A 17,206-nucleotide genomic window follows, 5' to 3' on the forward strand; every position below is an offset into this window, starting at 1 on the left:
ACGTACGGCCGGGGTGCGCGTCAGCGCGAGCGCTTGGCGAGGCGCTCCACGTCCAGCAGGATCACCGCGCGGGCCTCCAGGCGCAGCCAGCCGCGCTGGGCGAAGTCCGCCAGGGCCTTGTTGACCGTCTCGCGGGAGGCGCCGACCAGCTGGGCCAGCTCCTCCTGCGTGAGGTCGTGCACGACGTGGATGCCCTCCTCCGACTGCACGCCGAACCGGCGGGACAGGTCGAGCAGGGCGCGGGCGACACGGCCGGGCACGTCCGAGAAGACGAGGTCGGACATCGCGTCGTTGGTCTTGCGCAGCCGGCGCGCGACGGCCCGCAGCAGCGCCGTGGCCACCTCGGGGCGGGCGTTGAGCCAGGGCTGGAGGTCGCCGTGGCCGAGACCGAGCAGCTTGACCTCGGTCAGCGCCGTGGCGGTCGCCGTGCGCGGGCCCGGGTCGAACAGCGACAGCTCGCCGATCAGCTCGCCGGGGCCGACCACGGCCAGCATGTTCTCCCGGCCGTCGGGGGACGTGCGGTGAAGCTTGACCTTGCCCTCGGTGACCACGTACAGGCGGTCACCGGGGTCGCCCTCATGGAACAGCGAGTCACCGCGGGCGAGGGTCACCTCACTCATGGAGGCGCGGAGCTCCGCGGCCTGCTCGTCATCGAGCGCCGCGAAGAGCGGATTGCGCCGCAGAACGTCGTCCACGAGTTCTCTCCCTTTCGACCTGCTCAGGGGATCTTGTTCCCCCGCGTATCAGGGGACCGTGGTGCCCATTTTGCCGGACGGTCCAAACAGTGTGATCTGTCACAAGGATGCCGCACAGGTGTCCCGGGGTACGCGGCAGGGGTCCAATTGGGCGCCGATCTTCAGGGGCCGGGGCGGATGTCGGTGCCTGGCCTTAGGCTGGCCGGGTGTCCAAATCGCCGGTGAGAGCACAGGCCGAGGGGGCTGCGCGGGTGGTTGTACGTCGCGATTCCGCCGTGGGCGAACAGAGCCCCGATGGCGGTAGGAAAACGGCGAAAGCGACAGGGGAGGCGGCGGCTCCGGGCGGGCCCGCGCCGACCGGGCGGACGCCTGCCGGGAAGAGAGCGACTTCAGTGACGGAAGCCGCCCCTGGGAAGGGGGACGCCGCCGCGAAGAAGACGGCTGCTGCGAAGACGACGAGTGGTGTGAAGAAGCCCGCTGCTGCGAAGACGACGACCGGCGCGAAGAAGACCGCTGCCGCCGAGAAGACCACCGGCGTGAAGAAGACCGCCGGGGCGACGAAGAGTGCCGGTGGGACGAAAGCCGCCGGGGCGGAGAAGGCCGCGCCTGCCGGGAAGGCGGCCGCCGTTCGGAAGGCCGCCCCCGTGAAGAAGGCCCCCGCCGCCAAGAAGGTCACCGTCGCGCCCAAGAAGGCCACCGCGCGGGTCAAGGGCACGGCCCCCGCCAAGACCGTCGTCCACCCGCCGGGCGGCGAGTCGCGCACGGCGCTGGTGCGCCGGGCCCGCCGTATCAACCGCGAGCTCGCCGAGGTCTACCCGTACGCCCACCCCGAGCTGGACTTCGACAACCCCTTCCAGCTGGTCGTCGCCACGGTGCTGTCCGCGCAGACGACCGACCTGCGCGTCAACCAGACGACACCCTCCCTCTTCGCCAAGTACCCGACGCCCGAGGACCTCGCCGCCGCCAACCCGGAGGAGGTGGAGGAGATTTTGCGCCCCTGCGGCTTCTTCCGGGCCAAGACGAAGTCGGTCATAGGGCTGTCGAAGGCCCTGGTGGAGGAGTTCGGCGGGGAGGTGCCCGGCCGGCTGGAGGACCTGGTCAAACTGCCGGGCGTCGGCCGCAAGACCGCCTTCGTCGTGCTCGGCAACGCCTTCGGGCGCCCCGGCATCACCGTCGACACGCACTTCCAGCGCCTGGTGCGCCGCTGGCAGTGGACCGCCGAGACCGACCCGGACAAGATCGAGGCCGCGATCGGCGCGCTCTTCCCGAAGAGCGACTGGACGGACCTCTCGCACCACGTCATCTGGCACGGCCGCCGCATCTGCCACGCCCGCAAGCCCGCCTGCGGCGCCTGCCCGATCGCCCCGCTCTGCCCCGCGTACGGGGAGGGGGAGACGGACCCGGAGAAGGCGAAGAAGCTGCTCAAGTACGAGAAGGGCGGCTTCCCGGGCCAGCGGCTGCGGCCTCCGCAGGCGTACCTGGACGCGGGCGGCACACCGGCCCCGCCCCTGGGGGCCGGATGAGGGAGCGGTGCCGGACCGGCGGCGCGGACCGCCCGGGCCGTCGCCCGGGCCACCGCGGTGCGACGCCAGGGCGTACGCCAGGGCGAACCGGCCGCGGCGGGAAGCCGAGGGGGCGTGTCCGTGGTCGTCTGAGCCGCTGTGTGCGTCCCGTGCGCTCTCCCGGCCTCCCCGAAAGCCCCCCGGACGATGGATACCGGCCCGCCGCGGAACGATCTCGGGGGTGCCGGGCGTTGGTAGCGGCAGGACGACGGGGGTGGCGATGACGCGGGCGAGCGACACACAGGGCGGGCCGGTGACGGTGAGCAAGGACGGCCTGCCGGCGTGGCTCGACCCGGTGGTGCACGCCGTGGAGACGGTCCGGCCGACGCAGCTCAGCCGCTTCCTGCCCCCGAAGGACGGCGCCGGTCGGCAGTCCGCCGTGCTGGTCCTCTTCGGGGAGGGCGAGCGCGGCCCCGAGCTGCTGCTCATGGAGCGTGCGAGCTCCCTGCGCGCGCACGCCGGCCAGCCCTCGTTCCCCGGCGGTGCTCTCGACCCGGAGGACGGCGACCCACAGGGTGACGGTCCGCTGCGCGCCGCCCTGCGCGAGGCGGAGGAGGAGACGGGCCTCGACCCCGCCGGCGTCCAGCTCTTCGGCGTCCTGCCCCGGCTGTACATCCCGGTCAGCGGTTTCGTCGTGACGCCGGTGCTGGGCTGGTGGCGTGAGCCCAGCCCGGTCGGGGTCGTCGATCCGAACGAGACCGCGAGGGTCTTCACCGTCCCCGTGGTGGATCTCACGAACCCGGCGAACCGGGCCACCACGGTCCACCCCAGCGGCCACCGAGGCCCGGCATTTCTGGTCGAATCGGCCCTTGTCTGGGGTTTCACGGCCGGAATCATCGACAGGCTGCTGCACTTCGCGGGCTGGGAGCGGCCCTGGGACCGGGAGAAGCAGGTCCCGCTCGACTGGCGCGCATGACAGGGTGGCCTCCGTGAACGTGCTGGACATCTTGTTGCTGGTCGCCGCCGTGTGGTTCGCGGTCGTGGGGTACCGCCAGGGGTTCGTCGTCGGCATCCTGTCGGTGATCGGCTTCCTGGGCGGTGGCCTCGTCGCCGTCTACGTGCTGCCCGTCATCTGGGACGCGATCACGGACAACGCGGAGGTGAGCACGACCGCGGCCGTCGTCGCGGTCGTCGTCGTCATCGTCTGCGCCTCCGTGGGCCAGGCCCTCACCACCCACCTCGGCAACAAGCTGCGCCGGCACATCACCTGGTCCCCGGCCCGGGCACTGGACGCCACCGGCGGCGCCCTGGTCAACGTCGTGGCCATGCTCCTGGTCGCCTGGCTGATCGGCTCGGCCCTCGCGGGCACGACGCTGCCGACGCTGGGCAAGGAGGTCCGCAACTCCAAGGTCCTGCTCGGCGTCTCCCAGGCGCTGCCGGACCAGGCCGCCACCTGGTTCGCGGACTTCTCCTCCGTCCTCGCGCAGAACGGCTTCCCGCAGGTCTTCAGCCCGTTCGCGAACGAGCCGATCACCGACGTCCAGCCGCCCGACCCGGCCCTGGCGAACAGCCCGGTCGCGACCCGAGCCCAGCGCTCCATCGTCAAGGTCATGGGCACGGCCCCGAGCTGCGGCAAGGTCCTGGAGGGCACCGGCTTCGTCTTCTCCGACCGCCGTGTCATGACCAACGCCCACGTGGTGGGCGGCGTCGACGAGCCCACCGTGCAGATAGGCGGCGAGGGCAGGAAGTACGACGCCACGGTCGTGCTCTACGACTGGCGGCGCGACATCGCCGTCCTGGACGTGCCGGACCTCAAGGCGCCCGTGCTGCGGTTCACCACCGGTGACGCGAGCAGCGGAGACAGCGCGATCGTCGCGGGCTTCCCGGAGAACGGGGCGTACGACGTGCGGGCCGCGCGCGTGCGCGGGCGCATCACGGCCAACGGCCCGGACATCTACCACCGCGGCACGGTCCGCCGCGACGTCTACTCGCTCTACGCGACCGTCCGCCAGGGCAACTCCGGCGGCCCGCTCCTCACGCCCGACGGCAAGGTCTACGGCGTGGTGTTCGCCAAGTCCCTCGACGACGCCGAGACGGGCTACGCGCTCACCGTCGACGAGATCCAGGACGACATCACCAAGGGGCGCACCGCCACCCAGCAGGTGGGCAGCGACAGCTGCGCGCTCTAGGGACGGGCCCGGGACCGGGCGTTCCGGCGCGTCACACGCGGGTCATTCGCGTATCAGTCCCGCGCGGGTCACTCGCCTATCACTCGCCGGGGTGACGCGTCAGTCGCGTGTGTGGCGCAGTCGTACGGAGACCCAGCGGGCCCGGCGGCGGAGGATGCGAGGGATCCCGACCCTGGGGTCGGCGGTCGCCATCTGCGGTGCGCCGCTGCGTCGGTGGGGGTTCGCTCCGCCCGCCGAGCGGCGATTGCGGCTTGCGTCACTGTAGTCGTGCGTCCAGCCCATACCCCGACGTGTGCCCCCGCCCCATGGTCGATAACCGCCTCCGGCGGGTCCAATTGGCCTATGCGCCGGGCAAGTGGCCGTTCGTAGGACAGGTGTTCAGACGGGGGCGTACCGGACGTGGTCGCGCGGTCACCGGTCGGGCGGTCACCGGTCGGGCGGTCGCCGGTCGCGCGGTCACCGGTCGGGTTCGGGATCCCGCAGCCAGTTGATGAGTTCCGAGGAGAAGGCGACCGGGTCCTCCTCGTGCGGGAAGTGACCGAGACCGTCGAACAGCCGCCAGCGGTAGGGGGCTTCGACGTACTCGCCGGAGCCGGCCGCGCTGCGGGTGCGCATCACGGGGTCGAGCGAGCCGTGCAGATGGAGCGTCGGCACGCGCACGGGCCGCTTCATCCGGCGGTTGAACTGGATGCCGTCCGGGCGGGCCAGGGAGCGCACCATCCAGCGGTACGGCTCGACCGCGCAGTGCGCCGCGGAGGGGATGCACATCGCGCGGCGGTAGTTCTCCAGCGCCTCCTCCTCCGGCGGGCGCGGCCCGGACCACTCCTGGATCAGTTCGGCCACCAGCGCCCCGTCGTCGGCGGTGAGCTGACGCTCCGGGATCCAGGGCCGCTGGAACCCCCAGATGTGTGAACCGGCGCGCGTCTGCTTGACGTCCCGCAGCATGGCCGAGCGCCAGCGCCGCGGGTGCGGCATGGAGGCGACCGCCAGCCGCCGCACCAGCTTGGGGCGCATCGCGGCGGCCGTCCACGCCAGGTATCCGCCCAGGTCGTGGCCGACCAGCGCGGCGTCGGGCTCGCCGAGCGAGCGGATGACTCCGGTGACGTCGAGCGCGAGGTTGGCGGGGTCGTAGCCGCGTGGTGTGCGGTCGCTGCCCCCGACGCCCCGCAGGTCCATCGCGACGGCCCTGAAGCCCGCGTCGGCGAGCGCCACCAGCTGGTGCCGCCAGGTCCACCAGAACTGCGGGAACCCGTGCAGCAACAGCACCAGCGGTCCGTCGCCCAGTTCGGCGATGTGGAAGCGGGCGCCGTTGGCGGCGACGTCGCGGTGGCTCCAGGGGCCGTCCAGGAGTACGGCCGAGGCCGGTTGTGCCGGGGCGGGGGCGGGGTCCGTCATGACGATGAGCGTGCCACAGCCTCGATGGCCTCGGGGACCCGGTCCTGGGTGAGCTCCGGGCGCGGGTGCGGCTTGGCCTTCTGCAGCACGACCGCGCTCTCCTTCATCGAGGCGGCGACCTTCTGCGGGCCCTTGCTCTTCTTGGCCTTCTTCGCGAAGACCACGCCGATCAGCGCCAGAACGCCCGCGACCAGCACGTTCGCCGCGAAGGACAGCAGGAAGCAGACCGCGAGGTTCCAGTCGCTCCAGGTTCGGATGCCGTAGGCCAGCGCGAAGTTCAGCATCGGCAGGGAGAAGATCAGCACCGCGCCGGCCATCGAGAACGCGCCGCCGCTGGTCGCACCCCGCTTGACGTCCTGCTTGAGCTGGGCCTTCGCCAGCGCGATCTCGTCGTGCACCAGCGCCGACATTTCCGCCGTCGCCGAGGCGAACAGCTGGCCGATGCTGCGTTCGGCGCCGACCGGGCTGCCGTCGGGTGCGCTCATCGCGGTCTCCCTCTTCCCTCTTCTGCGTACGGTCCGATTTCCGCGTTCCGTGCCGGGCTCGCCACAGTCGTCGACTGCGTGCGGCCCGACTGCGTACGGTCCCGTCTTTTGTACCGTCTCGTCAGATCATGCCGGACCGTCGCGGTCATCGCCTGCCCCGCCCGGCACTTCTGCAAGCCCGTGGCGCGCCGCTGCCTTCTCCCGGGCGATCCGGCGGTGCTCGGCGGCCTTGCGTTCGTAGCGGTCGGCCAGGCGCAGGTGGTACGCCGGGTCGTCCTCCTCGTAGACGTCCGGGATGCCGTCGGCGTCCTCGTCGCGCTCCTCTTCCTCCCACAGGCGGCGGTACTTGGCGTTCCGGATCTTCAGCAGGACGGTCGCGAGGGCCGCGGCGATGAGGGAGCCCATCAGCACCGCCGCCTTGACCGCGTCGGTCATGGCCTGGTCGCCGTCGAAGGCGAGTTCGCCGATGAGCAGCGACACGGTGAAGCCGATGCCGGCGAGACTCGCCACCGCGAAGACGTCCGCCCAGGCGAGGTCGTCGCTGAGCGAGGCCCGGGTGAAACGGGCCGTCAGCCAGGTCCCGCCGAAGATGCCGAGCGCCTTGCCGACGACGAGCCCCAGGACCACACCGAGGGTCTCCGGCTGCCTGAACACCTCGGGGAGTACACCGCCGGAGATCGAGACACCCGCACTGAACAGCGCGAACAGGGGAACGGCCAGTCCCGCCGACAGCGGCCGGACGAGGTGCTCGATGTGCTCGCCGGGGGAGTGGTCCTCGCCCTCCCTGCGGTGGCAGCGCAGCATCAGGCCCATGGCGACACCGGCGATGGTGGCGTGGACGCCGCTGTTGTACATCAGCGCCCAGATCACCAGCGCGAGCGGCACGTACACGTACCAGCCGCGTACGCCGCCCCGCAGCAGCAGCCAGAAGAGCAGCAGCCCTGCCACGGCACCGCCGAGCGCCGCGAAGTTCAGCCCATCCGTGAAGAACACGGCGATGATCAGGATCGCGAAGAGGTCGTCGACGACGGCGAGCGTCAGCAGGAACGCCCGCAGCGCGCTCGGCAGGGACGTGCCGATGACGGCGAGCACGGCGAGGGCGAAGGCGATGTCGGTGGCGGTCGGCACGGCCCACCCGGCCAGGGAACCGCCGCCGCTGACGCTGGTGAGGGTGTAGACCAGCGCCGGCACGGCCATGCCGCACAGGGCGGCGACGACCGGGAGCGCGGCCGCCTTGGGGTCGCGCAGGTCCCCGGCGACGAGTTCGCGCTTGAGCTCGATCCCGGCGACGAAGAAGAAGATCGCCAGCAGGCCGTCGGCGGCCCAGTGGGCGACCGACAGGTCGAGGCCGAGCGCGGCGGGACCGAAGTGGAAGTGGGAGACGCTCTCGTAGCTGTCGTGCAGTCCGGGGAGATTCGCCCAGAGCAGGGCGGCGACCGCGGCGACGAGGAGCAGCACCCCGCCGACGGTCTCGGTACGCAGCGCGTCGGCCACGTAGGTCCGCTCGGGGAGGGAGAGCCGTCCGAGGACCTTGCGGGGGGTGCTGGAGCGGGGCGCGGTCACGGGGGAGACCTCCGGTCGGTGGGCAGGGCTGAGCGCATGCCGACCAGACTTCCCGGCGCACCATGGAGCAGTTGTTTTGCTTAGTTTAGCTAAGGGTGTGCCCGCTCGCATCCCCTGAGCTGCGGTGGGGACGCGCGGAGGGCACCCGGTGTACCGAGCGCCGGGTGCCCTCCGCGGTCCGCGCCATGCGCGTGCGCGATCAGTCCTCGCTGGGTGCGGCCGGCAGCTTCGCCTGGATGAGGTCCATGACCGTGGAGTCCGTCAGGGTGGTGACGTCACCCAGCTGGCGGTTCTCGGCGACGTCCCGCAGCAGCCGGCGCATGATCTTGCCGGAGCGGGTCTTCGGCAGCTCGGCCACCGGCAGGATCCGCTTCGGCTTGGCGATCGGGCCGAGGGTGCTGCCGACGTGGGCGCGCAGCTCGTCGACCAGCGTCTCGGTCTCGGCGGCCGAGCCGCGCAGGATCACGAACGCGACGATGGCCTGCCCGGTCGTCTCGTCCGCCGCGCCGACGACGGCCGCCTCGGCGACCGACGGGTGCGAGACCAGCGCGGACTCGACCTCGGTGGTGGAGATGTTGTGCCCGGAGACGAGCATGACGTCGTCGACCCGGCCGAGCAGCCAGATGTCGCCGTCGTCGTCCTTCTTGGCGCCGTCACCGGCGAAGTACTTGCCCTCGAAGCGCGACCAGTACGTGTCGATGAACCGCTGGTCGTCGCCCCAGATGGTGCGCAGCATCGACGGCCACGGCTCGGTCAGCACCAGGTAGCCGCCCCCGCCGTCGGGCACCTCGTTCGCCTCGTCGTCGACGACCGTCGCGGCGATGCCGGGCAGCGGCGTCTGCGCGGAGCCGGGCTTGGTGGCGGTCACGCCCGGCAGCGGAGTGATCATCATCGCGCCGGTCTCGGTCTGCCACCAGGTGTCGACGATCGGGGTGCGGTCGCCGCCGATGTTCTTGCGGTACCAGATCCACGCCTCGGGGTTGATCGGCTCACCCACCGAGCCCAGCACGCGCAGGCTGGACAGGTCGAACTTGGCGGGGATGTCGTCGCCCCACTTCATGAACGTCCGGATCGCGGTCGGCGCCGTGTAGAGGATCGTCACGCCGTACTTCTGCACGATCTCCCAGAAGCGCCCCTGGTGCGGAGTGTCGGGCGTGCCCTCGTACATCACCTGCGTCGCGCCGTTGGCGAGCGGGCCGTAGACGATGTACGAGTGGCCGGTGACCCAGCCGACGTCGGCGGTGCACCAGTAGACGTCGGTCTCCGGCTTGAGGTCGAAGACGGCGTGGTGGGTGTAGGCGGCCTGGGTGAGGTAGCCGCCGGAGGTGTGCAGGATGCCCTTCGGCTTACCCGTGGTGCCCGAGGTGTAGAGGATGAACAGCGGGTGCTCGGCGCCGAAGGCCTGCGGGGTGTGCTCCGCGCTCTGGCGGCCCACCAGGTCGTGCCACCACACGTCGCGGCCCTCGGTGAAGGCGACCTCCTGGCCCGTGCGGCGCACGACCAGGACGTGCTCGACGTTGCCCGCCTTCGTCACGGCCTCGTCCACGGCCGGCTTGAGCGCGGACGGCTTGCCGCGCCGGTAGCCGCCGTCGGAGGTGATGACCACGCGCGCGTCGGCGTCCTGGATGCGGGTGGCGAGCGCGTCCGAGGAGAACCCGCCGAAGACGACCGAGTGGGCGGCGCCGATCCGGGCGCAGGCCAGCATCGCGATCGCCGTCTCGGGGATCATCGGCATGTAGACGGCGACCCGGTCGCCGGCCTGGACTCCCAGCTCCAGCAGCGCGTTGGCCGCCTTGGAGACCTCGTCCTTGAGTTCGGCGTAGGTGATCGCGCGGCTGTCGCCGGGCTCGCCCTCGAAGTGGATGGCGACGCGGTCGCCGTGCCCCGCTTCCACGTGCCGGTCGACGCAGTTGTAGGCGACGTTGAGCTCGCCGTCCTTGAACCACTTGGCGAACGGCGGGTTCGACCAGTCGAGCGTCTCGGTGGGCTCCTTGGCCCAGGTCAGCCGACGGGCCTGCTCGGCCCAGAAGCCGAGCCTGTCAGCCTTGGCCTGTTCATACGCCTCCGCGGTGACGTTGGCGTTGGCGGCCAGGTCGGCGGGGGGTGCGAACCTGCGCTCTTCCTTGAGCAGGTTGGCCAGGCTTTCGTTGCTCACGGCATCTGCCTTTCCCAGGGTGTCCGTTGTGTCCCAGGCCACAGCTCATCAGACCCGGGGGTGCGATGACAAGGGTCGACCGCCGATTGGTTTAGACCTGTCAGGGGTGGGGTCGGCGGCCGGGGTCATCCGTACCCACGGACGCCGACCAGGGAAAGTTCAGCCGATGTAACGGCCGTCACCCGGCGGGCGGGAGGGCCCGGCGGGTGGCGGGGTGTGTGATCCCGCGGGGGTGGGGGGCGCGCCCCTGTCCCGTGGGGGAAGGGATCGCGCCCCCTGTCCGGCTGACCGGCCTGGGCCGGTTTCCGGGCCCGGGCTGGTTGGCCGGGCCCGGGCCCGGGACCGGCGGGTCGGTCGGGCGGGCCGGAGACCGGTGCGCCGGCCGGGCCTGGGTCCGGGACCGGCGGGCCGCCCGAGTGGCTCGGGTCGGCTCACTCGCGCGCCGGGGACCGGCCGCCCGGCCCCGGGTGACCGACTGCCCGGCTCACGCCGTCAGGTCCGCCTCCCGGACCCGGTCGAAGGCGCGGCCGCCGTCCGCGTCGGTGAGCAGGTACGACTCGGCCTCGCCCACGTGGAAGTACATGCCGTGCAGTTCCAGCGTGCCTTCCCGGAGGGCCCGGGCCACCGAGTCGTGGGCGCGCAGATGCTCCAGCTGCTGGACCACGTTGATCAGGCAGAGCTGCTCGACCGGGTCCTCGGGCGCCCGTCCGGCCAGGCTGCCCCAGGGGCGGCTGCCGTCGGCCATGCGCTCCACGCTCGGCCGGCCGTGCCGCAGCCAGCGCTCCAGCGGTGTCCGGGTGCCGCCGGGCTCGGAGTTGAGCAGGGCCTGCATGGCACCGCATCCCGAGTGCCCGCACACCGTGATGGACCGTACCCGCAGTACGTCCACGGCGTACTCGATCGCGGCCGCCACCGAGTCGTCGCCGCTCTCCTCGCCCGGTCGCGGGACGAGGTTGCCCACGTTGCGCACCACGAACAGGTCGCCCGGACCACTGGAGGTGATCATCGACGTGACCAGTCGTGAGTCGGCGCAGGTCAGGAAGAGCTGCGACGGCCGCTGCCCTTCGCGCGCCAGCCGGGCCAGCTCACTGCGCACCAGGGGCGCGGTGTTGCGCTGGAAGGTGCTGATGCCGCGCGCCAGTTCGTGCCCGCGGCCGGCGCCGGTGCCCGCCGGATCCGGCTCGGGACCGTTCGACCCGTCCGCGTTCTTCTCGGGCGGAGGCGGGGACTGCTGGCCCTCGCACTGGTGGTTGCGCCAGGCCGTCCAGGGCCGGCAGCGGCAGTCGGCGATGGTTGAGGGCTCGGAGATGCGCGTGCCGGGGTGCCGGCCGGTGATCTCGACGGTGCCGCCCTGCGCGGTGTGCGTCTTCTGCCAGTCCTGCAGCGTCTCGTACGCCGCGTGGTCCATGAACGACCCGTCCAGTTCGACGACGGTGTCCGCGCCATGGGGGACGAGATGCAGGGCCCGGCTGAGCCGCGGCACCGCGAGGAACGTCAACTGTCCTCTGACGTGTACGTGATGGACTCCTTCCCTCTCGTCGTGTGTGATGCGGGTGCGCGTGAGGCGGTGCAGGGCGACGGCCACGGCCATGGCGATGCCCAGGGCGACGCCCTGGAGGACGCCGAGGGACACCACGCCCAGGGTCGTGACGGCGTAGACCCACACTTCTCGGTGGCGCGTCACCGTACGGATGTGGTTCAGGGACACCATCTGGATGCCGACCGACATCACCAGGGCGGCGAGCGAGGCGAGCGGGATGAGCTCCAGGACGGGGACCATCAGCAGCGTGGCGATCACTACGAGAACGCCGTGCAGCATCGTGGAGTTCCGGCTCACCGCTCCCGCGTTCACGTTCGCCGTCGTCCGCACCGCCACACCGGCGATGGGCAGGCCGCCGAGCGAGCCGGAGACGATGTTGGCGGCGCCCTGTCCGAGCAGCTCCCGGTCGAGGTCGGAGCGTCCGACCCCGGGGGGCAGGCCCGGGCGGCCGGCCACCAGCTTGTCCACTGCCACCGCTCCGAGCAGCGACTGCACGCTGCACACCAGCGTGGTGGTCAACACGGCGGCGATCAGGCCCAGTACGGGGCCCTCGGGCAGTCCGGCCAGGGCGTGGTTGCTCCAGGACGGCAGGTCCACCTTGGGCAGGCGCAGCCCGGCGAGGGCGGCGGCCGCGGTGGCTCCGGCGACGGCGATGAGCGCGGCCGGCACCTTGCGCAGCAGGCGTCCGGCCCGGCCGGGCAGTCTCGGCCAGAGCAGCAGCAGCGCCAGCGTCAGCGCGCTGACCGACACCGACGCGGGGCGCATCTGCGCCAACTGGGCGGGCAGCGCGCGCAGGTTGTCCGGGACGGAGCTCTGCGGGGTGCCGCCGAGCACGATGTGCAGCTGGGCGACGGCGATGGTGACACCGATGCCGGCGAGCATGCCGTGCACGATGGCGGGGCTGACGGCGAGGGCGCCACGGGCCACGCGCAGGCAGCCGAGCCCGAGTTGGGCGAGGCCCGCGAGGACGGTGATGGCGCAGGTCGTCCGCCAGCCGTAGCGCTGGATGAGGTCGGCGGTGACGACGGTGAGTCCGGCGGCGGGACCGCTCACCTGGAGCGGGGAGCCGCCGAGCCGCCCGGCCACGAGTCCGCCCACGGCGGCGGCGACGAGGCCGGCCTGGAGCGGGGCGCCGGTGGCGAGGGCGATGCCCAGGGACAGGGGCAGGGCGATCAGGAAGACCGCGATCGAGGCCGACACGTCGGCACCCGCGACGCGGAAGCGGCGGGGGCCGGTCGGCGGCGGACTGTGGGGCGGATGAGTGCGCTCGGTGCGGTTCGGGTCGGCGGCACGTGTGGGGACGCAGGCTGACATGGTTTCCCGTCTCCTCCGGGGCTGCGCGGTCGCGTGACTGGGGTCCCGCTCGGGGCGGGGATCGGTCGCGGCCGTGGGTCACGGCGTGTTTCGGCGGGATAAATCAACGCTCGGTAAACGGATCGTAATGCAGAGTAAAGGGCGAGCATAGACTTTACGGGCAAATGGGCTAATAAATCACCCCGACGAGTGAAGTGGCTATGTGATCGGCTTGTCGTACTAATTCCTTTTCCGTCCCGTGCGACCTTGGCGGCGCTGTCGGCACCCGAGAGAAGGAAGAAGGTGGACGGAACATGGCCGCCACCCCCAGGTTCGCCGCGTGCTCCGTGATCGCCGCGGTCTGCGCCGCGTCACTCGCCGGTTGCGGGACCGGCACTCCCCGCCCAGCGGCTCCCGAACCCTCCAGGGCGAAGCCCGCCCAGGCCCCGAAGAGCATGGTCCGGCTGATCGGGGACGGCTCCACCGCCTACACCGGCGCCCAGCCCCACCTGCCCCGGCCCGAGCGGCTGCGCCCCGGCCAGAAGCCCCCGCAGTTCGTCGTCTTCTCCTGGGACGGCGCCGGCGAGGACAGTCAGCGGCTGTTCTCCCACTTCCGCAAGGTCGCCCGGCAGAACAACGCGACCATGACCTACTTCCTGAGCGGCGTGTACCTGCTGCCGGAGGAGAAGAGGGACCTCTACCGGCCGCCCCAGCACTCCCCGGGCCGCTCCGACATCGGCTTCAACGACCGCCGCGGCATCGCGGCCACCGTGAAGCAGTTGCGCCTGGCCTGGCTGGAGGGCAACGAGATCGGCACCCACTTCAACGGCCACTTCTGCGGCAGCGGCGGCGGGGTCGGCGAGTGGTCCGTGAAGGACTGGAAGGACGAGATCGACCAGGCCAAGCAGTTCGTGAAGACCTGGAAGACCAACACCGGCATGAAGAACGCCTCACCGCTGCCCTTCGACTACGACAAGGAGCTCATCGGCGCCCGCACGCCCTGCCTCGAAGGCCAGCGCAACTTCATGAAGGCGGCCCGCGACCTGGGCTTCCGCTACGACACGAGCGGCGTCACCGACCAGGTGTGGCCGAAGCGGAGGCAGGGTCTGTGGGACCTGTCCATGCAGCTCGTGCCGTTCCCCGGCCACTCCTTCGAGCAGCTCACCATGGACTACAACTTCATGGTCAACCAGTCGGGCACCTCCACCCAGGGCAACCCGGCCATGCACGACTTCTGGGGCGACCAGATGCGCGACGGCCTGCTCAAGGGCTTCCAGCGCGCCTACGACGGCAACCGCGCGCCCCTGATCATCGGCAACCATTTCGAGTCCTGGAACGGCGGCACGTACATGCGCGCCGTCGAGGAGGTCATCGAGACGGTCTGCACCAAGGAGGAGGTGCGCTGCGTCTCGTTCCGGCAGCTCGCGGACTGGCTCGACGCCCAGGACCCGACCACGCTGGAGAAGCTGCGCACCCTGAAGGTCGGCGAGGCGCCCAAGCAGGGCTGGGCGTCCTTCCTGGCCGGCCGTCCCGCACCCGCCCCGAAGGGCGTGCCCGGCGCTCCGGCGGCGAAGGGCGAGCCCGGCGCTCCGGCGGCGAGGGGCTAGGGCCGGATCCCACAGCGGCGGGGTGCGCGGTGCCGGGCACGCGCGCGGGGTCGTGGTCGTGGCGACGCGCGCGTGCTCAAGTCCGGGCCTGCGCATGGCCCGCATGGGCATCCGCGTGCGGTCGTCCCGGGCGCCCACGCGGGGTCCTGCCGGGCACGCGCGCGGGGGCGTGCCCTGCACTCGCCCGGGGTCGAGACGGGCACTCGCGCGTGAAGAAGGCCACTCCGTCGCAGGGGCGGGGCCCCGGGGTGCGTAGGGTCGTACTCATGAGTACAGCAGGCGCGACCGCCGATCCCCTCGCGGCCCTGGGGGCGCTGCCCGGAGTGGCCGATTCCGTGGAGTCCGTGCGCAAGGCCGTGGACCGGGTCTACGGGCACCGGATCATGCGGCGGCGCAGCAACGCGATCACCTCCGAGGCCGCCCTGCGCGGCGCCCGCGGCTCGGCCGCCCTGTCCGGTGCGGACTGGGCCCTGGAGGAGGTGCGGCGGCGCACGGACTTCAGCGGCGACGACGAGGCACGCACCGTCGGCGCCGCGCTGCGGCTGACCGCGGAGGCGGGCCAGCTGCTGTCGATCTGGCGGCAGTCGCCCCTTCGGGTGCTGGCCCGGCTGCACCTGGTGGCGGCCGCCGACCAGGCCGATCAGGTGGGACGGCCCCGGCAGGAGGGTGAGCCGGTCGACGAGCCGCTGGTCTCCCTGCCGCTGCCGAGTGCCGCAGAGGCGCACGGCCGGCTGGACGGGCTGGCGGAACTGATCATCGCGGGCGGTTCCGCCCCGGCACTGGTCACGGCCGCCGTGGTGCACGGCGAGCTCCTCGCGCTGCGCCCCTTCACGTCCCACAACGGCCTGATCGCGCGCACGGCCGAGCGCATCGTCCTGGTCGGCAGCGGCCTGGACCCGAAGTCGGTCTGCCCGGCCGAGGTCGGCTACGCCGAGCTGGGCCGCGAGGCCTACCTGGAGGCCCTCGACGGGTACGCCTCCGGCACCCCGGAGGGCATGGCCGCCTGGATCGCCCATTGCGGCAAGGCGGTCGGACTGGGGGCGCGCGAGTCGACGGCGGTGTGTGAGGCGCTCCAGCGCGGAGCGGCGTGACGGCTGCCCGAAGGGCCCTTCGGCACATAAATGCGGCGGTACGAGAGCTCGTACCGCCGCTGGCATGAGCACCGGGGTACCAAGCGTCCTCGATATATGCCCATCAGGTCGGGAACTTCGCCCGTCACCTGGTGCGGCTGGCCCGTAATCGACGGGTCGACGTCGCGTGGGTGCCCGGTGTTCATGCTCGGTCCGTGGGGCCTGATGCGTGGTGAAGGTGATCCTCGCGGATGTCCTTGGTCTCGCGGGCCGTTGACTCCTTTGTACTCCTGCCCCCGAGCAAGCGGAAGTCCGGACCGCACTTCTTTACTTTTAGGTTCAAACGGGACGGGGCGGACGTGTTGCCGGGCGAGGCTCAGGCGACCGTGGCGCGGCGCCGGCTGGCGTACCAGACCAGTCCCGCGGTGGCCGCCGCAGCGCCTATCGCGGCGACCGCGACGAGGGCCGGCCGCGGGGGCACCGAGAACGCGGGAAGGCGCTGCTTGAGCCGGACCGGACGGTGGAAGTCCAGGATCGGCCAGCCCCGCGCGAGCGCCTCGCGGCGCAGCGCGCGGTCGGGGTTCACGGCGTGGGGATGGCCGACGGACTCCAGCATCGGCACATCGGTCGCCGAGTCGCTGTAGGCGTAGCAGCGGCTGAGGTCGTACCCCTCGGACTCGGCCAGCTCCCTGACGGCCTCGGCCTTCGTCGGGCCGTACGCGTAGTACTCCACCTCCCCGGTGAAGCAGCCGTCGTCGCCCACGACCATGCGGGTCGCCACGACCCGGTCCGCGCCGAGCAGTTCGCCGATCGGCTCGACGACCTCCGCGCCCGACGTGGACACGATGACCACGTCGCGGCCGGCGGTGTGGTGTTCCTCGATGAGGGAGGCGGCCTCGTCGTAGATGATCGGGTCGATCAGGTCGTGCAGCGTCTCGGCCACGATCTCCTTGACCTGCTGCACGTTCCAGCCGCGGCACAGCGCGGACAGGTAGGCGCGCATCCGCTCCATCTGGTCGTGGTCGGCGCCGCCGGCCAGGAAGACGAACTGGGCGTATGCGGTACGCAAGACAGCCCTGCGGTTGATCAGACCGCCTTGGTAGAACGACTTGCTGAAGGTGAGCGTGCTCGACTTCGCAATGACCGTCTTGTCCAGGTCAAAGAAGGCCGCTGTGCGGGGCAAGGAGTGGTTTTCCACGCCCTTGAGCATAGGGGCAGCCCATTCGGCGTAAGGTGGGGCGCGTGGGTTTGCCTGAGAGGGCTCTCGGGTACACCATGGAAGTCACGGATCGTTCGCGACCGTGCTAACCCGGCCCGGCTCCTCCCCCCCCGAGTCGGCCGTGGAGACGACCCCCGCTCTCCCCCCCGGCGGGGGTCGTCGCATGTCCGGATGGGTTTTCATCGTCTTTTCGCGGCCCGAGCGCCGCACCCGGGGCGGCTTCGGCCGCCCCTTCTTCATGCCCATGATCCGTCACGCTGTGTAGCGGTCGGACTGCTCTGTGGGGGTCGCACAGAAGGGCTGCGGGCGTCACCGGTACGGGTGACGGCGATATTCACAACCCCCGAGGCGTCCACAGTTTTCCACCAAGATCCACACGATTTCCGGGATCGCTGCACCGTGATTCCAGCGCATCCCGCTCGTGGCCGGTTCAGGACCGGTTCCGAATGCCGGGGGTGTTTGGCCGGTTTCTGTCGGCCGGTCAAAGGGAGGC

At 71.6% G+C, this 17,206-nt stretch carries 13 protein-coding genes; 5 read left to right on the forward strand and 8 right to left on the reverse strand.

All coding sequences use genetic code 11. The features are described from left to right. Positions 1–20: 20 nt before the first annotated feature. On the reverse strand, positions 21–695 hold the full coding sequence (locus ACPXCS_RS05980; RefSeq protein WP_010031945.1) for a Crp/Fnr family transcriptional regulator: 675 nt from the start codon (positions 693–695) through the stop codon (positions 21–23). Between the two features lie 392 nt (positions 696–1,087). Between ACPXCS_RS05980 and nth the strand changes: the two genes are divergently transcribed. The 3 genes from nth (at position 1,088) to ACPXCS_RS05995 (ending at position 4,386) form a co-directional block, all read left to right on the forward strand. Then, positions 1,088–2,218, forward strand: a complete 1,131-nt coding sequence (gene nth / locus ACPXCS_RS05985) for an endonuclease III (RefSeq protein ID WP_425943815.1) — start codon at positions 1,088–1,090, stop codon at positions 2,216–2,218. A 259-nt stretch (positions 2,219–2,477) separates the two neighbouring features. Further along, positions 2,478–3,173 carry an NUDIX hydrolase gene (locus ACPXCS_RS05990; protein ID WP_425943813.1) on the forward strand — a complete coding sequence of 232 codons (696 nt, stop codon included), beginning with the start codon at positions 2,478–2,480 and terminating at the stop codon, positions 3,171–3,173. A 13-nt stretch (positions 3,174–3,186) separates the two neighbouring features. After that, the gene (locus ACPXCS_RS05995) at positions 3,187–4,386 is read left to right on the forward strand and encodes a MarP family serine protease (RefSeq protein ID WP_425943811.1); all 1,200 of its coding nucleotides are present in this window, start codon (positions 3,187–3,189) and stop codon (positions 4,384–4,386) included. Between the two features lie 99 nt (positions 4,387–4,485). On the opposite strand, the gene ACPXCS_RS06000 is transcribed toward ACPXCS_RS05995, so the two are convergent. From ACPXCS_RS06000 to ACPXCS_RS06025, 6 genes are all read right to left on the reverse strand, one after another. Continuing rightward, positions 4,486–4,668, reverse strand: a complete 183-nt coding sequence (locus ACPXCS_RS06000) for a hypothetical protein (RefSeq protein ID WP_425943809.1) — start codon at positions 4,666–4,668, stop codon at positions 4,486–4,488. Positions 4,669–4,842: 174 nt separating this feature from the next. Then, positions 4,843–5,781 (reverse strand): alpha/beta fold hydrolase, encoded by a 939-nt coding sequence (locus ACPXCS_RS06005; RefSeq protein WP_311677962.1) that lies wholly within the window; start codon positions 5,779–5,781, stop codon positions 4,843–4,845. Next, complete coding sequence (locus tag ACPXCS_RS06010; RefSeq protein WP_425943807.1) at positions 5,778–6,266, reverse strand: phage holin family protein; 489 nt, start codon at positions 6,264–6,266, stop codon at positions 5,778–5,780. Before ACPXCS_RS06010 ends, ACPXCS_RS06005 begins: the two co-directional genes overlap by 4 nt. Positions 6,267–6,392: 126 nt before the next feature. After that, a complete protein-coding gene (gene nhaA, locus ACPXCS_RS06015; RefSeq protein WP_425943805.1) occupies positions 6,393–7,829 on the reverse strand; it encodes a Na+/H+ antiporter NhaA in 1,437 nt (478 codons plus the stop codon). Between the two features lie 199 nt (positions 7,830–8,028). Beyond that, positions 8,029–9,984: an acetate--CoA ligase gene (gene acs, locus ACPXCS_RS06020; protein ID WP_425943803.1), complete on the reverse strand. Its 1,956-nt coding sequence runs from the start codon at positions 9,982–9,984 to the stop codon at positions 8,029–8,031. Between the two features lie 484 nt (positions 9,985–10,468). Then, the gene (locus tag ACPXCS_RS06025; protein ID WP_425943801.1) at positions 10,469–12,838 is read right to left on the reverse strand and encodes a SulP family inorganic anion transporter; all 2,370 of its coding nucleotides are present in this window, start codon (positions 12,836–12,838) and stop codon (positions 10,469–10,471) included. A gap of 293 nt (positions 12,839–13,131) precedes the next feature. Between ACPXCS_RS06025 and ACPXCS_RS06030 the strand changes: the two genes are divergently transcribed. Together ACPXCS_RS06030 and ACPXCS_RS06035 are read left to right on the forward strand one after the other, a co-directional pair. Further along, positions 13,132–14,424, forward strand: coding sequence for a polysaccharide deacetylase family protein (locus tag ACPXCS_RS06030; protein WP_425943799.1), 1,293 nt, complete (start codon positions 13,132–13,134; stop codon positions 14,422–14,424). 266 nt (positions 14,425–14,690) lie between these two features. Beyond that, a complete protein-coding gene (locus tag ACPXCS_RS06035; protein WP_425943797.1) occupies positions 14,691–15,515 on the forward strand; it encodes an oxidoreductase in 825 nt (274 codons plus the stop codon). A gap of 355 nt (positions 15,516–15,870) precedes the next feature. On the opposite strand, the gene ACPXCS_RS06040 is transcribed toward ACPXCS_RS06035, so the two are convergent. Next, positions 15,871–16,704, reverse strand: coding sequence for an HAD family hydrolase (locus ACPXCS_RS06040; protein WP_351354748.1), 834 nt, complete (start codon positions 16,702–16,704; stop codon positions 15,871–15,873). Positions 16,705–17,206: the final 502 nt, after the last annotated feature.

The organism is Streptomyces sp. DT190 (genome assembly GCF_049846985.1).
GTDB lineage: Bacteria > Actinomycetota > Actinomycetes > Streptomycetales > Streptomycetaceae > Streptomyces.

Bases quoted from the DNA above. Each gene is read 5' to 3' on its own strand.
- ACPXCS_RS06000 (WP_425943809.1), bottom strand. From the start codon at position 4,668: ATGGGCTGGACGCACGACTACAGTGACGCAAGCCGCAATCGCCGCTCG.
- ACPXCS_RS06010 (WP_425943807.1), bottom strand. From the start codon at position 6,266: ATGAGCGCACCCGACGGCAGCCCGGTCGGCGCCGAACGCAGCATCGGC.
- ACPXCS_RS06030 (WP_425943799.1), top strand. From the start codon at position 13,132: ATGGCCGCCACCCCCAGGTTCGCCGCGTGCTCCGTGATCGCCGCGGTC.
- ACPXCS_RS06025 (WP_425943801.1), bottom strand. From the start codon at position 12,838: ATGTCAGCCTGCGTCCCCACACGTGCCGCCGACCCGAACCGCACCGAG.
- ACPXCS_RS06040 (WP_351354748.1), bottom strand. From the start codon at position 16,704: ATGCTCAAGGGCGTGGAAAACCACTCCTTGCCCCGCACAGCGGCCTTC.
- ACPXCS_RS06035 (WP_425943797.1), top strand. From the start codon at position 14,691: ATGAGTACAGCAGGCGCGACCGCCGATCCCCTCGCGGCCCTGGGGGCG.
- ACPXCS_RS06005 (WP_311677962.1), bottom strand. From the start codon at position 5,781: ATGACGGACCCCGCCCCCGCCCCGGCACAACCGGCCTCGGCCGTACTC.
- ACPXCS_RS05990 (WP_425943813.1), top strand. From the start codon at position 2,478: ATGACGCGGGCGAGCGACACACAGGGCGGGCCGGTGACGGTGAGCAAG.